The following is an 18,800-nucleotide window of genomic DNA, read 5'->3' as shown; positions in this document are numbered from 1 at the left end:
CAGCGCAGACCTGGCTGCCCGGTGCGGGCGAGGATGCGGGAAGGGTGGGCGGGCAGCATCGCGTCTCTCAGAGCTGGCGGGTCTCGGCGCGCAGCGCCGCGCCCAGCAGCGGCAGGCAGGCGGCCAGCGCGCGGGCGGCATCGCCCTCGGGGGCCGGCGCACCCGGGGCAAAGGCCGCGAGCGGATCCAGCGCCAGCGTGCGCAGGCCCAGCTCGCGCTGGATCAGGGTGGCGATCTCGGTGCCATGGCGCGCCGTGGCGACGTACAGCCGCGCCAGCGGCAGCTCGGGCCAGCTGCGCTCCCAGACGTCGATGGAGCGTTGCAGCTCCACGACCAGTGGCGACTCCTCGGACGCGTCGAAGTCGCCGCCCGGCTGGTACTCGAAACCCAGCGGCAGTTCGGCGGGGCTGGCCTCATCCGTACCGTTGCGGGCCCGGGCCAGCAGCTTGTGATCGCCGTCGAGGCGCCGCGTGTAGTACAGCTCGTCGCCGGCGCAGACGACCAGCAGGCAATGGCCCTCGTCGATCAGCACGGCCGCGCAGGCCCGCGTGGCCAGGTCATCGGCACGCGCCTGCGCACTGAGCAGGTTGCGCAGGGCCGTCTCCCACACGTCGACGACGCCGATCTGGGATGTCACGGCGGCGGCGCTGCCCGTCAACGACTGGATCGCGCGGCTGCGCGCGGCCACGACGAACAGATGGCGGGGCGCCGTCGTGTGAGGACGCTCGGTGTCGCCGCCGACGTGCATGACGTCCAGCGTCAGTTCGGCGATGTCCACGTCCACCAGTTCCTTGATCTGCCAGCGTGCCGCCGCCTTCAGTTCGTCGGGTGGCACGTTGGGCGCGTCGACCCTGAGGATCTGGTAGTCGCCGGGGTCCAGCAGCGCGATGGCCTCGCCGGCCGCGATGGGCGCAGGCTCAGCCAACAGGCCCCAGCGCAGCAGGCGCGCGGGCTGTTCACCGGAAGCGCCGTCGGTCAGCACGAAGGCATGTTGCGGGCCGTGGCCCACGCGGCGTAAAAGAAGGCGGTGGGCGCTGCGGCGCCGTGTCCAGGGCCAGCGCATCAGTAGTTCTCCCGCTGGTAGATGACGCCGTTGGCGCCGCGGACCAGGCCCCAGGTGGCCCTGGCGGCCGGGTCGCTGGTGGCCGAGCTTCCGCACCACGCGCCGCGCAGCGCGGCGAGGCCGGCGCCGCCGGTCGCGGCCTTGGCGGGCGTCCAGCCGGTCTGCGTTTTGAGGCACGAGGCATCGGCGGGCGGCGTGGCAGCGTCCAGCGCGACGGCCACGTCCAACGTGCCGACATGGCCCGCCGCCGGCGCGGCCAGCAGCAAGCTGCTCTTGCCCTGCGCCACCGTCACCGACGGGCCCGCCATGGCGGCATCGCTGGCCTCCAGCGTCCTGCGCAGGTTGCCGAAGCTGAGGTTCGCGGCGCTGACGCGGGTGCAGGAATCCAAGGTGTTGGTGTTGAAGGCCGAGGCCGTGGCGTTCCAGTACTGGGCATCCAGCGGCAGGGCCAGCGTCCGGTTGGCGGGTGCGATGCCATTCTGGAGCCGCAGACGCCCGAAGCGCAGAGGGATTGTGCCGACGCGGACCGCATCGACCCCGTCGGCTGGGCTGTCGGTGTCGAGGTTGGGCGCCAGCATGCCGACGCCATCGCCGTCCACTGCGGCGATTCCGAAGTCAGCATTGAAGGGGCCGTCGGGCGTTGCCGCGCGCCCTGCGCTGGCATCCAGCTTCACGTCGGCGACGCCCTGGCGCCAGCTGCCGTTGCTGCGCACGGTCGCGAGCCGGCCGTTGCCGGTCTTGAACACCGTCGTGCCCGCGATGCCGGCCAGCTTGAAGCTGCCGGGCAGCGCCAGGTCCAGCCGCGCGAAGCTGCCGGCGTAGTTCTGCGTCGTGCCGCCGCTGGCGTTTTGCGCGGTCAGCGTGAAGGCCAGGCGGAAGTTCTCGCCCAGGTAGGTGAAGGTGGAGGCGACCGTGCAGCCGAGGTCGACGCGGTGGACATAGCTTGGGCTGCTGAGCGCGAAGCCCGCCGGAATGAAGCGCCCCACGCGCGGCTGCTGTTGGCCGGCGGCATCGAAGACCAGCGCGTCGAGGTTGAGGCCGGCTGTGGCCAGGTAGTTGCCCGTCACGGCCGACGTGTTGAGCTGGAAGCTGCCGACCTCGCTGTAGGTCAGCCCGGCTGCGGTGGCCGTGCCGTTGCTGAAGCCGCTCAGCACGTTGTTGCCTAACGTGCCGAGCACGCCGCCAGCGCTGCCCGCGGGCGTCTGCGAGTCGGCCAGCGGCGTCAGCGCGACGCTGGCGTTGAAGCCCGGCGTCGGACCGCCGGCCGACACCTGGGCCAGCGTGACGCCCGCGTCGGGCACGCCGTCGTTGTTGCTGTCGGCGCCACTGCTCCAGCGGTAGGCGGTGACGCTGGCCGAGAACGGCGCGCCTGCCTTGGCGAAGATGGCGTCCTTCGCCGCGCTGCCGCCCGGGTTGGCGGTGCTGCCGGCGGTGAGCCCCGTGATGGCCAGCGTGAACGGCCGCACGGTCAGCTCGGCGCTCGTGCCGCTGGCGGTCGTGGCGGCGCCGCCGAGCGAATCGTCGTCGAGGCTGAAGGCGTACTTGCCGACGTCGCCCGTCGCGAGGTCGAAACCGGCCACGCCGGCATTGAAGCCCAGCGTCAGGTTGTTGGCGGCCGGGCGCGCCGCGGGGATGACGGCGAGCGCTGGGCTGACGACGCCGGGCGCCGCCCAGGGGCCGCCGCTGTCGGTGCGCCACAGCTTGACGGCGCGGTTGCCCGTGTAGTCGGTCGCGATGCCACAGACGCCGGTTGTCGGGTCGCGCTTGAGTATCGAGACACGCAGGCCATGCGGCCGGCCCGCGACGGCCACGAAGCCACCGGGCACCGCCTCGGTCCAGACAAAGGCATTGTCGCGATAGCCGATGACGGCCGATGTGCTGCTGGACGCGGGCACGGCAACGTCGACGACAGTGACGGTGAGGTTCTGCCCCAAGCTGTGGGCCAGCCGCAGCTTGACGACGCCGGCGTCACCCGTCGCGAAGGTGTAGCTCGCCAGGCCGCTGTTGGGGGCGCCGGTCGCGAGGCCGCCCGCCGGCGCCGGGCCGGCGCCGGCGCTCCAGTCGCCACGGCCGCTGCTCGTGGAGAGCTGGACGGTGCCGGTGTAGTTCGTCAGCACGTTGCCGTTGATGTCGCGCACGGCGATGGTGAGCGTCTGCGGCGTGCAGGTGGAAGCGCTGCCGGTGCCGCTCACACTGAAGCTGCCGACGGCCGGGCAGCTGCGCGAGCGGGCCAACTGGCTGGCGATGGCGGCGGGCGTGAGCAGCCCGTTGTACACCTGCAGTTCGTCGATGTTGCCGTTGAAGTGAAAGGTGGGTTGCACGCCCTCGCTGGAGCTGGCGGACTCGCCGCCCAGCGTCGTGCCGCCGGTTCCCGCGCGCCAGGTGCCGCTGTAGGCCGAGCTGGCGCTGGCCAGCAGCGTGCCGCCGGCGCTGTAGACGAGGATCTGCACTTGCTGGCCAGTCGTGTCCACCAGCGCGGCGACGTAATACCAGGTGTCGGCCGCGAACACCGGTGCGCTGTCGAGACAGAAAGTACCGCTGGCGCAGTTGCCCGTCGTGGCGCCGGTGCCGTTGCTGCCGGCCACCGTGACGCTGCCGGTGGCGGAGACGTTGCGGTTGAACAGGCGCAGTGACGGCGTCCCTGCGTCCCCCAGGCTCAGCGCCCAGCCGTCCTGGTTGTCGTCGCGCGCGATGACGCGCTGGTGCGGCTGCGCCGGCGTGCTGCTGCGCACCCAGGCCACCACGCTGAAGTTGCCGGACAACGCCGGGAAGCTGCCGGGCAGCTGAACATAGGCATGCGTGGCGCTGGGCGTCGCGCGGTTGAAGACGCCGTAGCCACAGCTGCCCGCGGCCGTCGTGCCATGGGCGGGTGAGCCGCTCAGCGTGGTGGCCACCGGCGTGCCGGCCGCAGCGGTGGCAGCTTGGCCGTTGTAACCGTTGCCGCTGCTGTCCTTGACCTCGGCGGCCGTGCCGTTCCAGGCGGGCAACTCATCCATGCGGTAGTCGGCCAGCAGCGTCGGCGCGCTGGCGGCGCACAGCGCGGGCATCGCGTAGGTGGAGTTGTTGACGACACAGCTGTTGCTGCAGCTCGCGCCGCCGCAGCAGACGCTGTTCGCCCGGCTCTGGTAGCCCAGCGTGATGCCCGCGCTGGCGGTGGACTTGACGCAGGCCGAAGCCATCGCGTTCTGCGCCAGGTCGATGGTGCCGGTGCTCGTCGTGACGGGTCCGGCGATGCTGGCGGCGTAGCCCACCGAGACGTTGCCGGCGCCGCCAGTCACGCTGCCGCCCACCACGCTGTCCTGGCCCAATGTGATGGCGCCGGGGCCGCTGACGTTGCCGTTGACACGGGCCTGGTAGGCCAGGTCCACCGTGCCGGACGACGTGGCGACATTGCCCGACACCACCGCGCCCTGGCCGACGCTGATGGGCCCGCTGCCCGTGACGCTGCCTGCCACGGACGTGACCTGGCTGATGCCGATGGCGCCGGAGCCGGCCGAGACGTTGCCGCCGATGCTGCCGTTCTGCGGCGTGGTCAGCGTGCCGGCGCCGGTGGTGGATAGGTTGCCGCTGACGGTGGTCAGGTAGCCCAGCGTGACGTTGCCGCCGGTGGCAGCCAGGTTGCCGGTGATGACGACGCTGCCGCCCCCGCCATCATTGACGCTCGTGGCGGTGATGTTGGCGGTGATCCGGGCCTGGTAGCCCAGCGTCAGCGTGCCGTTGACGACGAGCGTCAGGTCGCTGGCAGCGCCGGCGGTGTTGACCTGCGAGGTGTCGGTGCTGAGGTTGCCATTGATGGTCAGCGTGGCGGGTTTGGGTGCGTTGACTGCCAGCGTGTCGCCGTAGGCCAGCGTCAGTGCGGCGCAGGTGTAGCTGCTGTTGCTGCCGGTGCAACCCGGCGGCGGGTTGCCGGGCAGGCTATAGGCGGCCGCGGCGGCCTGCAGCGGCAGCGCCAGGAGCAGCAGCGCGAACGAGGCCAGCAGGCGGCGCATCATGGACTCAGCGTCCTTGTCAGCTGCCGCTCGGCGTAGGTAGGTTCGGTCGTCGTGGCATTGGGGCAGGCGCCGCTGGCCGTCAGGTTGCAGGCGGTCGCGACCAGCGTGTAGAAGGCCAGCGGTACGCCGTCGTCCGTCACGGTGCCGCTGGCCGGCGTGCGGGTGCAGCTGACGGTGACGGTGAAGTCGGCGAGCTGGTCGGGCAGCTTGAAGCTGCGCGTGGCGAAGCAGGGCGGCTGCGCACCGCCGCGCAGCACCTGGAAACTGCCCCATTCGAGGCCTGCATAGGCGGCCTGGTACGCCTTGGCCGCGGCCAGCTCGCCGGCCGAGCCGAGCTGCTGGCGCTGGCTGAGCGATGCCAGCGCCACGCCGAGCGCGGCCAGCACCACGAGGATGAACAGCATGGAGACCATCGTGAAGCCACGGGGTGCCATGGCCCGGGCCCGGGCCTGCGGAGCGGCGGCCGGCGAAGTCGGCAGGAGGTGAGGCATCACGGCAGGTTGTCCACGTGCACGGCGTGATAGAGGCTCACCGTCTCGCCCTGCGCGCCGAGCTGCAGCCGCAGCGTGACGACGCCGTAGCCGACGGCGGCAGCGCTGCCGTAGTCGAAGCTGCAGCTCTTGACGTGGCGGGCCAGCACGGCCGCGCTGCCGCCGCTGGGCAGGTCGGGCTGCGTGGCCAGGAAGCCGTAGCCGCTGTAGCGCGTCAGCGTCTCGGCGGTGGTGTCGCACCGGTAGGTGACGGGCTGCTCGATGGCGTAGACGCGGTAGGGTGGCGCCTGCAGCGCCGGCGGCAGCGCGCCGCCGGAGAGGGTGATGCTGGTGGCGCTGCCGGCGGCGTTGGCGGCAATGCGCACGTTGGCCTGCGTGTAGGCGTCGGCGTCGGGCACGCCGGCGCCCAGGTTGTACCAGGCCAGCCGCTGGTTGCCCGAGGCTAGCTGCAGCGCCGGGCCGACGATGGCGAAGCTGCTGTCGGGCGTGCCGAACAGCAGCGGGTCGCCCGTCTCGGTGCCCACCGCGTAGCGCGCTGCGCTTCTGACCGGGATCAGCTCCAAACTCATGCCGGTCACGCGCGTGCTGTTGGGTAGTGCGGCGGCCAGGTCGCGGCCGATGCGGCGCAGCGCGGTGTCGGCCTCGTCGCCGAGCTGGGCGCGGGTGCTGCTGGCGAAATAGGCCGTCGTGGCCGGCGCGATGAACACGGCGATGACGCCGATGACGACGCCGGTGATGGCGATCACCATGACGGCCTCCACCAGCGTGAAGCCGCGCGGCCGAGCCGGTCGGCCGGCGTCAGAACGGCGCATCCGGCGCATAGCGGGTTCGCCAGCCTTGCAGCACGAGGCTGCTGCTGTCGGGACCGGTGACGGTGACGGTGATCTGCAGCGCATCGCCGCTGGCGGCGGTGACCGAGTCCAGCGCGGCGGCGGTGACGGCTACGCTGGCGCCATAGCCGGACAACCCGCCGACGAGCGTGTTGCTCAGGTCACGGATGCCGGCCATCGAAAAGCCGGCGTAGTCGTTGACGTTGTTGAACGAGTTGGGCCCGTAGCGCGTCTGGCCGACCTCGGGGCCAGGGCCCTCGGTCAGCGTGGCGCAGCCAGCGTTGGACGTGGCCGTTACAGCATTGGCATCGGTCGGGTCGCACCAGGTAAACGGCATGGCCTGGACCTCGCGAAGCAGCGACTCGGCGATGGCTAGCTGCTGGCGACGGATCATCGGGTCGGCGCTCGCGCCGGTGGCCGTGACGAACACGCTCAGCATCGCCGCCAGCGCGATGCCGACGATGGCGATGAACAGCAGCAGTTCGATCAGCGTGAGGCCCGAGGCGCGGCGCGGGTGAGGCATGCGTTTCATGCTAGCCCAGCCCAGTCTGCGGCAAGGTTCAAGGAAGGGGGTAGATCAGGCCCGTGTCCGCGGCGATCACATAGGCCTGGCTGTAGCTGCCGTGTGCCACGGTGACGCCGAGGTCGCTGCCGGTACTGGTGGCAGTCGCACCGCTGTGGGCGCTGTTGAACGTGATGCTGCGGCTGCCGCCCTCGGCGATGCAGGGCGACTCGGTGACCGGGCAGGACAGGGTGCCCAGGCTGGCGCCGCCGGCATAGGCCCAGCTGACGCCGGAGCCGGTGATGGTGGCGACGATGGGCCTGCGCTGCTGCAGCGCCAGGCGCCCCATGGCCTGGTGACGGGCGACGAGGTCGTCGCCAAACGAACGCAGCCGCCACAGCGTCGTGTCCAGCACCTTCGGCAGGGCGAACACCGCCAGGGCGGCCGTGATCACGAGGACGAGCACGAGCTCGACCAGCGTGAAGCCACGCGGTGCGCGTGGCCGTGCCATCAGTTGATGCTGGTGGCCGTGAAGTTGGCCGTCAGGCCGTTGGCGTTGAGCACGCAGTTGGACTTGGTCGTGTCCACCGGCGTGATGGCGGCCGCGGTGATGGTGTAGCCAGTCGGCAGGCCGGTGCCGGCGGTGCCGTTGTAGGTCTGCATGGCCTTCTCGATGTCCGAGCAGTTGGCCACGGCCACGCCCTTGGCGGCGTTGGCTTTGCGGCTGGCGTAGTTGATGGCCGAGGCCGAGCTGAGCGCACCGGCGACGCTGTTGATGGCGGCCTGCTTGGCGTCGGCGTCGACGCTGATGAACTTGGGCAGCGCCACGGCGGCGAGCACGCCAAGGATGACGATGACCATCACGAGCTCGATGAGCGTGAAGCCTGCTTGCCGAGACTTGTTCATGGCGGTATTCCTTCGCAGCGCGTGTTGTTCTTGACGCGGCGCACTATCCGGGGTGCAGCAGCAACGTCCGAGTGAAAAACGCACAAGCCCGCCGCGCAGCCCGGTGGAGGCCTGCAAACCGTTGCAGGCTTCACGCCCGTGCCGGCGTCAGCGCCCCATGGCGGCCTGGCCCAGGTTCCACAGCGGCAGGAACACGCCCAGCGCCAGCACCAGCACCAGCGCGCCGATGATGGCGAGCAGCACCGGCTCGATGGCTGCGGACAGGCCCTTGATGGCGTAGTCGGTCTCGCGCTCATACATCTGCGCGATCTCGGTCATCAGGGTGTCAAGCTCCCCGGTTTCCTCGCCGACGGCGATCATCTGCAGCACGATGGGCGTGAACACGCCGGTGGCGGTGGCGCAGCGCGATATGCTTTCGCCACGCTCGACGCCATCGCGCATCTGCTCAATGCGGGCGCCGATGTAGGCGTTGTCGACTGTCTGCGCCACGACCGTCATGGCCTGGCTGATCGGCACGCCCGAGCGGCTGGCCAGCGCGAAGCTGCGGGCGAAGCGCGCGAGCGTGGCCTTGAGCACGATGTCGCCGGCGATGGGCAGACGCAGCTTGAAGCGGTCCCACGCGTAGCGCCCGGCGGGCGTGGCGATCCAGTTACGCCACAGCAGCCCGCTGCCGACGATGGCCGCGAGGACCAGCGGCCACCACGTAACCGTCCAGGACGAGAAGCCGAGAAGCACGCGCGTCATCAGCGGCAGCTCACTCTTGAAATGCGCGAAGACCTCGGCAAACTTGGGCAGCACGAAGAGATTGATGATGACCAGCGCGATGGCCATCGCGGCGACGACCATCGTCGGGTAGCGCAGCGCCTGCTTGATGCGCGCGCGGATGTCGAGCTCGAACTCCAGGTGCTCCGACAGCCGCTGGAACACCTCGGTGAGCCGGCCGGTCAGCTCGCCAACGCGGGTCATGGCGACATAGAAGGGGCTGAACACGGCGGGGTGGCGAGCGAATGCGGCGGCAAGCTCGCGGCCCTGGTCCAGGCTGGCGCGCACGTCCTGCAGCAGCTGGATGAGGCCGGGATGGGCGGTGGACGCCTCGAGGCCGGCCAGCGCGCGCAGGATGGGTACACCGGCCTTGTGCAGCGTGTAGAACTGCCGCGTCAGCACGAGGGTGTCCTCGGCGCTGACGGGCTTGGCGAGCAGGGCCTGCAGCCAGTGGCCGCCATCCGGGCGGGTAACGGCGTCCTGCGTCGGCTCGATGCTGACGGGCACGACGCCACCGGCCATGAGCTGGGCGGCGACGGCATCGCTGCTGGCGGCATCGACGATGCCTTCGACGAGTTCGCCACGGGGGTTGCGGCCTTTGAAGGCGAAGTTCATGGGTGGCGCTGCGATGGCGGGCGGGGTTTGGGGGCGGGGGCTGTGCCGGTGTGCGTGCTAGCAAAGCGCTCGTTGGGCAACTGTGGCTTGGCGCCGCAGCCCATGCGGGGAGTTCGCCCGGGCGGGCCATGGCGAAAAGCCGAAGCCACCGCGCAGCGCATCATTCCGCATCCACACTGATCCGCACCGCCTCCGCCAGCGACGTCCTTCCCGCCCGCACCAGCGCCAGGCTCCGATCCGCCAGCGTGCGCCCCTTCAATGCCCGCCGCGCTGCCGCCAGAAACGCCGCTGCATCGCTGCGCTGGATCGCCAGCGCCATGTCAGCGTCGATCTCCAGCATCTCGTAGATGGCCCGCCGCCCCTGGTAGCCGGTGCCGTGGCATTCCGCACAGCCGGTGCCGCGCACGTTCGTCACCGGTCCCGGAGGTTCGCCGTTCAGCGCCAGCACCTCGTTCACCCAGGCCTGTTCCTGCGGCGTCGCGACATGCGGCTCGGCGCAGTGCTTGCAGACGCAGCGCAGCAGCCGCTGCGCCAGCACGGCCTGGAGCGACGTGGCCACCATGAAGGGCGGTGCCCCCATGTCCAGCAGCCTGAACGGCGTGGACACCGTGTCCCTTGTGTGCAGCGTGCTCAGCACCAGGTGGCCGGTGATGGCGGCACGCAGGCCGATCTCGGCCGTCTCGGCGTCGCGCATCTCGCCGACGAGGATGACGTCCGGGTCTTGCCGCAGCGCCGCGCGCAGCACGCGGGCGAAGTCCAGCTCGATGCGGTCGTTCACCTGCACCTGCGTCAGCCCCGGCAGCCGGTACTCCACGGGGTCCTCGACGGTGATGATCTTCTGCCGCTCGCCGTCCAGTTCGGCCAGCGCCGCGTACAGCGTCGAGGTCTTGCCCGAGCCGGTCGGTCCGGTGACGAGGATCATGCCGGCGTCGCGGGCGAGCAGCTCGCGGAAGCGCTTGAGCATGTCGTCTGGCATCGCGATGTCGCCCAGTCGCCGCAGCGCCGAACCCTGGCCCAGCAGCCGCATGACGACCGACTCGCCGTACTGGCTGGGCATCGTGGACAGGCGCACGTCCAGCGTGCGCTCGGACAGGCGCAACGTGAAGCGGCCGTCCTGCGGCAGGCGTTTCTCGGAAATGTCCAGGCCGGCCATCAGCTTGAGCCGCTGGGCCAGCGCCGGGGCGATGCGCTTGTCGGCCTGCGTCAGCGTCTGCAGCAGTCCGTCGATGCGGTTGCGGATGAGAAGTTCGCCTTCCTGAGGCTCGATGTGCACGTCCGACGCGCCGGCCCGCGTGGCGTCCTCGAACACGGACTGCAGCAGCCGCACGACCGGCGCGCCTTCCTGCCCGACACTGGCCTGCAGAGCGCCGAAGTCCACGGCGTCGCCGATGTCCTTTTCCAGCGCCTTGGCCAGGCCCGAGATTTCGTCGCTGCGGCGGTAGTGCTTGTCGAAGACGGCCGGCAACTGGCTCTCGGCCACGACGGCCATGGCCAGACGTCGCTTGAGGATCTTGGCCAGTTCGTCGAAGGCGAACAGGTCCAGCGGGTCGGCCATCGCGACGAGCAGCGTGTCACCGCGCTCCTCCAGCACCAGTGCACGGAAGCGCCGCGCCGGTGTCTCGGGCAGCAGGCGCACGAGGTCGGTCTTCAGCGGGAAGGTCTTCAGGTTGACGAACGGCGCTCGCAGCTGGCGCGCCAGCACGTGGGCGAGCGCCTCTTCGGTGATGAGGTTGGCCTCGATGAGGATGCGGCCGAGCTTCTTGCCCGTGGCGCGCTGCAACTCCAGCGCCTGCGTCAATTGCTCAGCCGATATCAGCTGCTGCTCGACGAGGACGTCGCCCAGGCGCAGCTTGGGGCGGACGGCAGCGGAGGCCGGGGATGCGTCACTCATCGGTTCGGGCCTTCAACAGAGGGCGCAGCGGGCTGCGCCAGCCGGGTTCAGGTATTGGTCGTGGCGTGGACTTCGGCGAGCGTTGTGACGCCCTGCAAGACCTTGATGATGCCGTCCTGCCTCAAAGAATGCATGCCGTCCGCCAGCGCGGCGTGATGGATTTCCTCTGCGCGAGCGCCCGTCTGGATCATGCGGCGCAGCGCCTTGGTGACGGTCAGCACCTCATGTAGGCCGGCGCGCCCGCGGTAGCCCGAGCCGCCGCAGGCGGCGCAACCGATGCTGGTGAACGTCACCAGCCGGCCCTGCCGGCCGTGGGCAGTGAGCCACTGCGCCGCCATTGCTGAGCGGTCGGGGCGGGCGTCTGCCGGGAAGACGTGCAGGAAGTCGTCCAGCCGCTCAGCCAGCTCGGCTTCGGTCATCGGCGCGGCTGTCTGGCAGGCGGTGCAGCAGCGCCGCACGAGGCGCTGGGCGACGACGGCCAGCAGCGAGTCGGCGAAGTTGAACGGGTCCATGCCCATGTCGAGCAGCCGCGTGATCGTCTCGGCCGCGCTGTTGGTGTGCAGCGTCGACAGCACCAGGTGGCCGGTCAGCGAGGCTTCGATGGCGATCTCGGCGGTCTCCTGGTCGCGGATCTCACCGACCATGATGACGTCCGGGTCGGCCCGCAGGAAGGCCCGCAGCGCCTTGGCGAACGTCCAGTCGATGCGCGGGTTGACCTGCACCTGGCGCAGCCCGCTCTGCGTGATCTCGATCGGGTCCTCGGCCGTCCAGATCTTGCGCTCGGGGGTGTTGATGTGGGCCAAAGCGGAGTGCAGCGTCGTCGTTTTGCCGGAGCCGGTGGGCCCCACGCACAACACCATGCCGTAGGGGCGCCGCACCGCCGCATGCACCGCGGCCAGGTTGGCCGGCGCCAGGCCCAGCCGCTCCAGCGGGATGGGGCGGCTGCTGGCGAGGATGCGCATGACCACGTCCTCCAGGCCGTTGTTCGTCGGGACGGTGGCCACGCGCAACTCCAGCTTGTGCTGCGGCGAGAAGCGCGCGAAGTTGATCTTGCCGTCCTGCGGCTTGCGGCGTTCTGAGATGTCGAGGTCGCACATGATCTTGATTCGGGCGATCATGGCGTTGCGGTAGGTGTGCGGCAGCTCCAGGTAGGGCTGCAGCACGCCGTCGCGGCGGAAGCGGATCTTCAGCTTGTCGCGCCCCGGGTAGGTCTCGATGTGGATATCGGACACGCCCTGTGCATGCGCCTCGATGATCATCGTGTTGATCAGGCGAACGAGGCTGTTGTCGCTCTGCTCGATGGCGGGTTCGTCCTCCCGCGCGGCGCGTTCGCTGCTGTCGCGCTCCAGGCTTTCGATGAGCTTGTTGGAACTGTCGAGCGCGAAGTCGGCCGACAGATCGGCCAGCCCGTCAACGGCGGGGCGGGCCAGCGCGTCCGCACCGAAGCGGTCGAAGGCCATCGTGATGGCCTGCTGGACGGCGCCCAGGCGGCCGAGCGTTGGCACGACCTTGAGCTGGGTGATGAACTCGATCTCGTCGAGAGCGTCGCGCCGGGTCGGGTCTTCCATCGCGACGACGAGGCGGCCATCGCGGACGAGCAGCGGCAAAACGTCCAGCCGGCGGGCCACCGCGTGCGGCAGCTTGCGGATGGCGGCCGGCTCGACCGGAAAACGCTCCACGTCCACGACCGGGTAGCCCATCTTGCGTGCCAGCGCGGACTGCAGCTGGGCGCGACTGATGAAGCCGCGGCGCACCAGCAGCTCGCCCAACGGCACCGAGCGGTCGTCGCGCTGCTGGGCCAGCGCCTGCTCCAGCTGTTCGGGCTTGACGAGGTCCAGCGCCAGCAGCGCCTCGCCGATGCGGACCATCGGCATGCGGGCCTGCTGCTCGATGGCCAGCAGCAGCTGTTCGGCGGTGACGATGTGCTGCTCGACCAGGATGTCGCCCACGCGCCGGTGCCGCAGCTCCTGCTGCTCGCGGGCCGCTTCGGCCAGCTGGTCCGGCGTAACGAGCCGCTCCTTCAGCAGCAGGTCGCCGATGCGCTCGCCGACCTCAAACTGCGCGATGGCCTCGCGCGGGATGAAGACGCGGTAGACCGACTCGTCATGTTCGGACACCGGCGGGAACAGGAACGCCCCCAGCGCGTCGTGCTGGTGGCCGATCGTGAAGCCCTTGACCTCGCCCCCACCGACGAACGCGACCCGAAAGGAGCTGCGCGTGGGCTGGTCCAGGCTCAGCGCGGCCACCGGGCTGCCAGCAACGCCGTGCTGACCGCGGGAGGGCAGCGTCAAGGGCTGTGCCAGCTGGATCATGCGGAACTGGCTGAACTTCAGCGGCACGCTGGCGCCATTGGGCGTCAGCAGGATGTGGACGACACGCTCGTTGGCGTCGAGCGCCACGAGTCGGCCGGTGCTGCGGCCAGCGTTGAAGCCGAGGATCTCGCAGGGGCCGGGCTCGCCGGCGGATTGCGCGTGCAGATAGGCAGCGTAGGGGGGCTGGGGCCAGATGAAGTGGTCGGGGCCGGCGGGCGGGTCGGCGTCGGGCAGGGGCCAGGGTTTTTGCAGTGAGAGGTCGGTCATCGAGGAAGGTCGGATTCGGCGTCAGATCGCCAGGGTCGCGGCGGCGTGCGCGTACCGTCTGTCCGGGACAATGGCGTGATGAACATCCTGCTCACTGGCTTCGAGCCTTTTGGTGGCGAAGTGATCAATCCATCCTGGGAGGTGGCGCGTTCGCTGCATGGCCAGATCATCGCCGGTGCGACGGTGCACGCGCGCTGTCTGCCCACGAGTTTCAGCGGAGCGCCGGTGGCGCTGACCGACGCGCTGGCCGTGGTGCGGCCGCTGCTGGTGGTCGCGATGGGGCAGGCCAGCGGGCGCAGCGAGGTGTCCTTCGAGCGCGTGGCGGTCAACCTGATCGATGCCCGCATCGCGGACAACGCCGGGGATCGTCTGCAGGACGTGCCGGTCCGCCCCGGCGCGCCCGACGGCTACTTCACAACGCTGCCTGTGAAGGCGATGCGGGATGCGTTGCGTGCGGCAGGCTACCCGGCCGGGCTGTCGCTTTCAGCGGGGGCCTTTGTCTGCAACCAGGTCTTCTACGAGCTGCAGCACCGGCTAGCGGGCTCGACGGTGCGCAGTGGTTTCATCCACCTGCCGGCCTTGCCCGAGCAGGCGGCGCGCACCCAGCCCAGCGTGCCGAGCATGGGGCTGGCCGCGCAGGTGGACGCCGTACGCCTGGCGTTGGCCGTGGCGCTGACGGCCGATGCGCGCCAGGCCGTCGGGCCGGACGAGGGTGCGCCGGTCAGCTGAGGGTCAGTCTTCGGTGTAGTGGCGCCAGCGTGCGCTGGCCTCGCGCATCAACGCGACCTGGCGGGCGAAGCGCCGGCAGTTCGTGCAGACGCGGCGATGCAGGCGCAGCGACAACCGCTCCGTCAGCGGCAACCGGCGGTCTTCGCCCTCTAGCGTGAGGCGTGTGGCCTCGCGGCAACTGATCATCCAACCCGTCACGTCGCCTCCCCGGACGTTGCACCGAACCAGCCCGACTGCAGGCAGTCCCGCAGCCGGAGCCGGGCGCGATGCAGCATGACCCACAGGTTGGTCGGTGTGATCGCCAATTCCTTGCAGATCTCGTCGGACTCCAGCTCCAGCCACTCGCGCATCATGAACAGGCGGCCCTGCTGGCCGGGCAGCTTCTCGACGCAGGCCTCCAGCACGCGCATGAAGTCCAGCTGGCGTAGTGAGTCTTCCGGATTGCCCCAGTCGTGCTGGGCCTCGCGCCAGTGGCCGTCGGCGGCGAAGAGCAGGTCGTCCAGGTCGGCGGACTCGTCGTCCGTCGCGGTGGTGGACAGCTCTCGGCTGTTGCGGCGGATCTGGTCGACCAGCTTGTGCTTCAGAATGCCGATGAGCCAGGTCTTGAGCTGACTGTGGCCAGCGAAGGCCTGTGGCTTCTCCAGCGCGGCAAGCATCGTTTCGGACACGGCATCCTCGGCCCAGGCCGGGTTGCGCAGCTGCAGCCGGGCGTACTTCAGCAGCACGGGGCGCAGGGCTTCGATCTGCCGGCAGTAGTCGGGTGAGGCTGTCATTGCGGCGCGCAGTGTAAGGATTGGGCGGCTGTTGCGACTTCGTTCGTGCCGCCGCATCATCGGCCGCCTTTCATTGCCCCACCTTTTGGAGACCTGTCCATGAAAACCCAGACCCTCGTGTCGTCCGCCCTCGTCACCGCCCTGTCGCTGGGCCTCGTTGCCCAGGCCCAGGCGGCCGACGCGGCCAAGGAGAAATGCTTCGGCATCGCCAAGGCCGGCCAGAACGACTGCGCCAACCTCAACGGCAGCCACTCGTGTGCCGGCCAGTCCAAGACGGACAATGCGGCCGAGGAGTGGAAGTACGTTGCCAAGGGCAGCTGCAAGAGCAGCGGCGGCATGACGGCCGACGAGGCCAAGGCCAAGCTGAAGAAGTGAGCCTTGGCTGACGCCCCGATCGGCATCGGCTGGCGCCAGCCGCACTACGAGCTGCTGCTGGCGCGCCGCCCGGACCTCGGCTTCATCGAGGTGCATTCGGAAAACTTCTTCGCCGACGGCGGTGCGACGCTGGCCGTGCTGGATGCCGGCCGCGAGGCCTACCCGCTCAGCCTGCACGGCGTGGGGCTGGGCCTGGGCTCGGCCGCGGGGCTGGATCCGTGGCACCTGGACTGCCTCGCCCGCCTTGTGGCGCGCGTGCAGCCAGGCTGGGTGTCGGATCACGCCTGCTTCGCCCGCGTCGGCTCGGGCCTGCATGCGGGCGATCTCCTGCCGATCCCCTTCAACGACGACTCGCTGGCGCTGCTGTGTCGGCACGTCGACCAGGTGCAGCAGCGCCTGGGCCGGCAGATGCTTGTGGAGAACATCAGCGCCTATGTCGGCTGGGCCGGCGACACGCTGGCCGAGCCCGAGTTCTTCAACGCGCTGACGCAGCGCAGCGGCTGCGGGCTGCTGCTGGACGTGAACAATCTCGTCGTCAATGCGCGCAACGCCGGCTATGGACCGCAAGCGGCGGCGGCCGAAGCGATGCGCTGGACCGACGCGATCCGGCCCGGCAGCGTCGGCGAGATCCACCTGGCAGGGCATTGCGAGCTGGAGGACGGCCTGGTCATCGACGACCACGGCAGCCGCGTGCGCGACGAGGTGTGGCGCGTCTACGAATACGCCGTGCAGCGCCTCGGCCCGGTGCCGACCCTCATCGAATGGGACACCGCCGTACCGGAGCTGGACGTACTGCTGGCCGAGGCAGGGCGGGCGAGGGCGCTGCACCGATGAAGGCCGCGCAGCAGGCGTTGGTCGACGCGCTGTTGGGCCGGTGCGAGCCGCCGGCCGGCGTTGTCGGTGGCGAGCGGCGGCTGGCGGCCTACCGCAACAACCTGAAGGCGCTGTCCGCCCAGGCGCTGGCCGTGCCGTTCACGCGCCTGCGCGATGCGCTCGACGAGGAGGACTTCGCCGCACTTGCCTGGAGCTTCTGGCGCAGCCATCCGCCGGAACGGGGCGACCTGGCGCAGTGGGGCGGGGCGCTCGCCGGCTTCCTGGTCGAGCGGGCCGGTGAAGCTTCGGGCCTGCCGGACCTTGCCCGGCTGGACTGGGCGCTGCACCAAGCGGAGCGCGCGGCCGACGTGGCGCTGGACGCCGCGTCATTGGCGCTGCTCGGCACGACGCCGCCCGACGCGCTACGGCTGGTGCTGCGGCCCGGCGTCGCACTGCTCGCCCAACACGACGGGCCGGTGCTCGTCTGGAGGCAGGGCTGGCGGGGGCAATGGCGTTCGGTCGCGGCGGGCGATGCCGCCTTCATGGCGGCGCTGCAGGCCGGTGACACGCTGGCCGACGCGTTGGTGAAAGGTTCTGACGCCGAAGCCGACTTTGACTTCGGCGCGTGGCTGCAGGCCGCGCTGCAGAACGCCTGGCTGCATGCGGCCAGCGCGACGCCTCCTCCTCGCTGAACCTCTCCGGAACGCCCATATGAACCGCCTCATCACTGCCGTCTGGCACGGCTTTTCCGACCCCGGTCTGACGCCCACACGCCTGCCGGCGCCGCTGGACACGCTCGTCAGCCACCTGCAGTCGCTCGCGCTGCTGGCTGCGCGGCTCTACGTCGCCAACGTCTTCTTCTCGTCCGGCCTCGTGAAACTGCGCGATTGGTCGGCCACGCTGGCGCTGTTCAACGACTACTACCAGGTGCCGTTGCTGCCGCCCGTGCTGGCAGCCTATGCCGGCACCGCCGGCGAAGTGGCGCTGCCCGTGCTGCTGGTGCTGGGCATAGCCGGGCGCTTCGCTGGCGCCGGGCTCTTCGTCGTCAACCTGATGGCGGCGCTGTCGCTGCCGGCCGAGGAACTGTCGGCGGCCGGCGTCTTCCAGCACACGTTGTGGGGCGTGCTGGCCGTCGTCATCGCGCTGTGGGGCGCGGGCCGCTGGTCGGCGGACCGCGTCCTGGCTATTCGCGCGGCCTGAGGTTCAGGATCAGTACCGGCGGCACGCGGCCGTCGGTGTCGCGCGGCAGCGTCTCGGCCTTCTCGATGGCGCGCAGCACGGCACGGTCCCACTCCGCGTCGCCGCTGGCCTTGAGCACCTTGCTGCCGAGGATGCGTCCGTCGGGCGCGAGCGCCACCTGTACCTCGGCCGTCGGGTTGGCACCGCCATCGTCGGCATAGATGATCAAGGGCCTGATCTTGCCCTTGACCTTGCCCACCCAGCCGGCCGACGGCGCTGCGTTCTGCGCCGCCGTGCCGGTGGAGCCCGGCGTGCCGCCGGCCATGCCCTGGATACGGCGCAGGTTTTCCAGCCGCAGGGCCTCGCGCTTGGCATCGGCTTCCTTGGCCGCCTTGGCGTCCTTGGCGTCCTGCGCCTTCTTGCGGTCCTGCTCTTCCTTCGCTGCCTTGTCCTTGGCCGCCTTGGCTTCCTTTTCTTTGGCGGCTTTCTCGGCCTTCTCGGCCTTCTCGCGCTCCAGCTTCAGTGCGTCCTCGCGTGCCTTTTCCTCCTTGCGCTTCTTCTCTTTGGCGATGGCGATCTCGGCCTCGCGCTGCTGTGCGGCCTCTTCCTCGGCCGCTCGCTGCTGGGCCTGAGGCTCGGGCTTGGCCGGCGCGGGTTCTGGCTCTGGGGGGGCCTCCTCGCGCGGCGCAGCCACCTGCGGCACGCTGGCCCACAGCTCGGCTTCGAAGGCCGGAGAGCTGTCGCTACGCCAGTGCAGGCCGTAGGTCAACGCGAGGATCAGCAGCCCGTGGGCCAGCAGTGCCAGGGCCAGGCCGCGGCCGATGCCGGCAGCTTCGGGCGGACGCAGCACGGCGGTGTTCATCACTTGGCTGCCGCGCCGCTCTTGACGGCCAAGCCTACGCGCTGGATGCCGGCGCGCTGCAGCGTGTCCATGACCTGCACGACGGCTTCGTACTTGACGTTCTTGTCGGCGGAAATGACGACTGGGCTGGTCGCGTCGCTGCCCTGTGCCTTCTTTACGCGTTCGGCGAGACGGCTGACGACGATGGACTCGGGCTCAAGCTGGTCAACCTTGATCTTCAGCCGCTCGTCGGTGCCGACGATGACCTGGACGACATGCTCTGGCTGCTGGCGGCTTTTCCCGACGCTCGGCAGGTCGACCAGGCCGGTCGTGATCAGCGGCGCGCTGACCATGAAGATGATCAGCAGCACCAGCATGACGTCGATGAACGGCACCATGTTGATCTCGTTCATCGTGCGGCGGCCGCGGCCGCCTGATCGCTGAATGGTCGCCGCCATG

Annotated in this window: 19 protein-coding genes; 5 read left to right on the top strand and 14 right to left on the bottom strand. The window is 70.2% G+C overall.

The genetic code is table 11. The annotated features are described in order from the left end of the window. Positions 1-67: 67 nt before the first annotated feature. From LXT13_RS15785 to LXT13_RS15740, 10 genes are all read right to left on the bottom strand, one after another. Positions 68-1,063 (bottom strand): hypothetical protein, encoded by a 996-nt coding sequence (locus LXT13_RS15785; RefSeq protein WP_233372924.1) that lies wholly within the window; start codon positions 1,061-1,063, stop codon positions 68-70. Next, the gene (locus LXT13_RS15780; RefSeq protein WP_233372923.1) at positions 1,063-5,055 is read right to left on the bottom strand and encodes a DUF6701 domain-containing protein; all 3,993 of its coding nucleotides are present in this window, start codon (positions 5,053-5,055) and stop codon (positions 1,063-1,065) included. The genes LXT13_RS15785 and LXT13_RS15780 overlap by 1 nt, the downstream gene beginning before the upstream one ends. Then, on the bottom strand, positions 5,052-5,546 hold the full coding sequence (locus LXT13_RS15775) for an agglutinin biogenesis protein MshP (RefSeq protein WP_233372922.1): 495 nt from the start codon (positions 5,544-5,546) through the stop codon (positions 5,052-5,054). The genes LXT13_RS15780 and LXT13_RS15775 overlap by 4 nt, the downstream gene beginning before the upstream one ends. After that, positions 5,546-6,358: a PulJ/GspJ family protein gene (locus tag LXT13_RS15770; RefSeq protein WP_233372921.1), complete on the bottom strand. Its 813-nt coding sequence runs from the start codon at positions 6,356-6,358 to the stop codon at positions 5,546-5,548. Before LXT13_RS15770 ends, LXT13_RS15775 begins: the two co-directional genes overlap by 1 nt. Further along, entirely contained in the window at positions 6,345-6,899 is a 555-nt protein-coding gene (locus LXT13_RS15765; protein ID WP_233372920.1) for a type II secretion system protein, read from the bottom strand. Before LXT13_RS15765 ends, LXT13_RS15770 begins: the two co-directional genes overlap by 14 nt. A gap of 37 nt (positions 6,900-6,936) precedes the next feature. Then, on the bottom strand, positions 6,937-7,389 hold the full coding sequence (locus LXT13_RS15760) for a prepilin-type N-terminal cleavage/methylation domain-containing protein (RefSeq protein WP_233372919.1): 453 nt from the start codon (positions 7,387-7,389) through the stop codon (positions 6,937-6,939). Further along, positions 7,389-7,784 carry a prepilin-type N-terminal cleavage/methylation domain-containing protein gene (locus LXT13_RS15755; protein ID WP_233372918.1) on the bottom strand — a complete coding sequence of 132 codons (396 nt, stop codon included), beginning with the start codon at positions 7,782-7,784 and terminating at the stop codon, positions 7,389-7,391. The genes LXT13_RS15760 and LXT13_RS15755 overlap by 1 nt, the downstream gene beginning before the upstream one ends. Positions 7,785-7,931: 147 nt before the next feature. After that, the gene (locus tag LXT13_RS15750) at positions 7,932-9,161 is read right to left on the bottom strand and encodes a type II secretion system F family protein (RefSeq protein ID WP_233372917.1); all 1,230 of its coding nucleotides are present in this window, start codon (positions 9,159-9,161) and stop codon (positions 7,932-7,934) included. A gap of 160 nt (positions 9,162-9,321) precedes the next feature. Further along, entirely contained in the window at positions 9,322-11,052 is a 1,731-nt protein-coding gene (locus LXT13_RS15745; protein WP_233372916.1) for a GspE/PulE family protein, read from the bottom strand. Positions 11,053-11,099: 47 nt separating this feature from the next. Next, on the bottom strand, positions 11,100-13,631 hold the full coding sequence (locus LXT13_RS15740; protein ID WP_233372915.1) for a GspE/PulE family protein: 2,532 nt from the start codon (positions 13,629-13,631) through the stop codon (positions 11,100-11,102). A gap of 78 nt (positions 13,632-13,709) precedes the next feature. Between LXT13_RS15740 and pcp the strand changes: the two genes are divergently transcribed. After that, the gene (gene pcp, locus LXT13_RS15735; RefSeq protein WP_233372914.1) at positions 13,710-14,360 is read left to right on the top strand and encodes a pyroglutamyl-peptidase I; all 651 of its coding nucleotides are present in this window, start codon (positions 13,710-13,712) and stop codon (positions 14,358-14,360) included. Positions 14,361-14,363: 3 nt separating this feature from the next. Here pcp and LXT13_RS15730 read toward each other — a convergent pair whose 3' ends face one another. Continuing rightward, on the bottom strand, positions 14,364-14,558 hold the full coding sequence (locus LXT13_RS15730) for an anti-sigma factor family protein (protein ID WP_233372913.1): 195 nt from the start codon (positions 14,556-14,558) through the stop codon (positions 14,364-14,366). Then, entirely contained in the window at positions 14,555-15,133 is a 579-nt protein-coding gene (locus LXT13_RS15725; protein ID WP_233372912.1) for a sigma-70 family RNA polymerase sigma factor, read from the bottom strand. Before LXT13_RS15725 ends, LXT13_RS15730 begins: the two co-directional genes overlap by 4 nt. A gap of 99 nt (positions 15,134-15,232) precedes the next feature. Between LXT13_RS15725 and LXT13_RS15720 the strand changes: the two genes are divergently transcribed. Genes LXT13_RS15720 through LXT13_RS15705 form a run of 4 tightly spaced genes read left to right on the top strand, consistent with a single transcriptional unit; the run spans position 15,233 to position 17,521 of the window. Continuing rightward, positions 15,233-15,508: a BufA1 family periplasmic bufferin-type metallophore gene (locus tag LXT13_RS15720; RefSeq protein WP_233372911.1), complete on the top strand. Its 276-nt coding sequence runs from the start codon at positions 15,233-15,235 to the stop codon at positions 15,506-15,508. Between the two features lie 3 nt (positions 15,509-15,511). Then, complete coding sequence (bufB, locus tag LXT13_RS15715; RefSeq protein WP_233372910.1) at positions 15,512-16,342, top strand: MNIO family bufferin maturase; 831 nt, start codon at positions 15,512-15,514, stop codon at positions 16,340-16,342. Further along, the gene (locus LXT13_RS15710) at positions 16,339-17,013 is read left to right on the top strand and encodes an HvfC/BufC N-terminal domain-containing protein (RefSeq protein ID WP_233372909.1); all 675 of its coding nucleotides are present in this window, start codon (positions 16,339-16,341) and stop codon (positions 17,011-17,013) included. The genes bufB and LXT13_RS15710 overlap by 4 nt, the downstream gene beginning before the upstream one ends. Positions 17,014-17,032: 19 nt before the next feature. After that, on the top strand, positions 17,033-17,521 hold the full coding sequence (locus LXT13_RS15705; RefSeq protein WP_233372908.1) for a DoxX family protein: 489 nt from the start codon (positions 17,033-17,035) through the stop codon (positions 17,519-17,521). Here LXT13_RS15705 and tolA read toward each other — a convergent pair. Then, positions 17,505-18,362, bottom strand: a complete 858-nt coding sequence (tolA, locus tag LXT13_RS15700) for a cell envelope integrity protein TolA (protein WP_233372907.1) — start codon at positions 18,360-18,362, stop codon at positions 17,505-17,507. The two genes, LXT13_RS15705 and tolA, sit on opposite strands and share 17 nt — an antisense overlap. Beyond that, positions 18,362-18,799 carry a protein TolR gene (gene tolR, locus LXT13_RS15695; RefSeq protein ID WP_233372906.1) on the bottom strand — a complete coding sequence of 146 codons (438 nt, stop codon included), beginning with the start codon at positions 18,797-18,799 and terminating at the stop codon, positions 18,362-18,364. The genes tolA and tolR overlap by 1 nt, the downstream gene beginning before the upstream one ends. Position 18,800: the final 1 nt, after the last annotated feature.

The sequence above is a fragment of the Pelomonas cellulosilytica genome (assembly GCF_021353265.1).
Taxonomy (GTDB): Bacteria; Pseudomonadota; Gammaproteobacteria; order Burkholderiales; family Burkholderiaceae_C; genus Pelomonas; species Pelomonas cellulosilytica.
The sequence above is the reverse complement of the archived record's forward strand: the minus strand, read 5'-3'. Positions and strand labels throughout refer to the sequence as shown.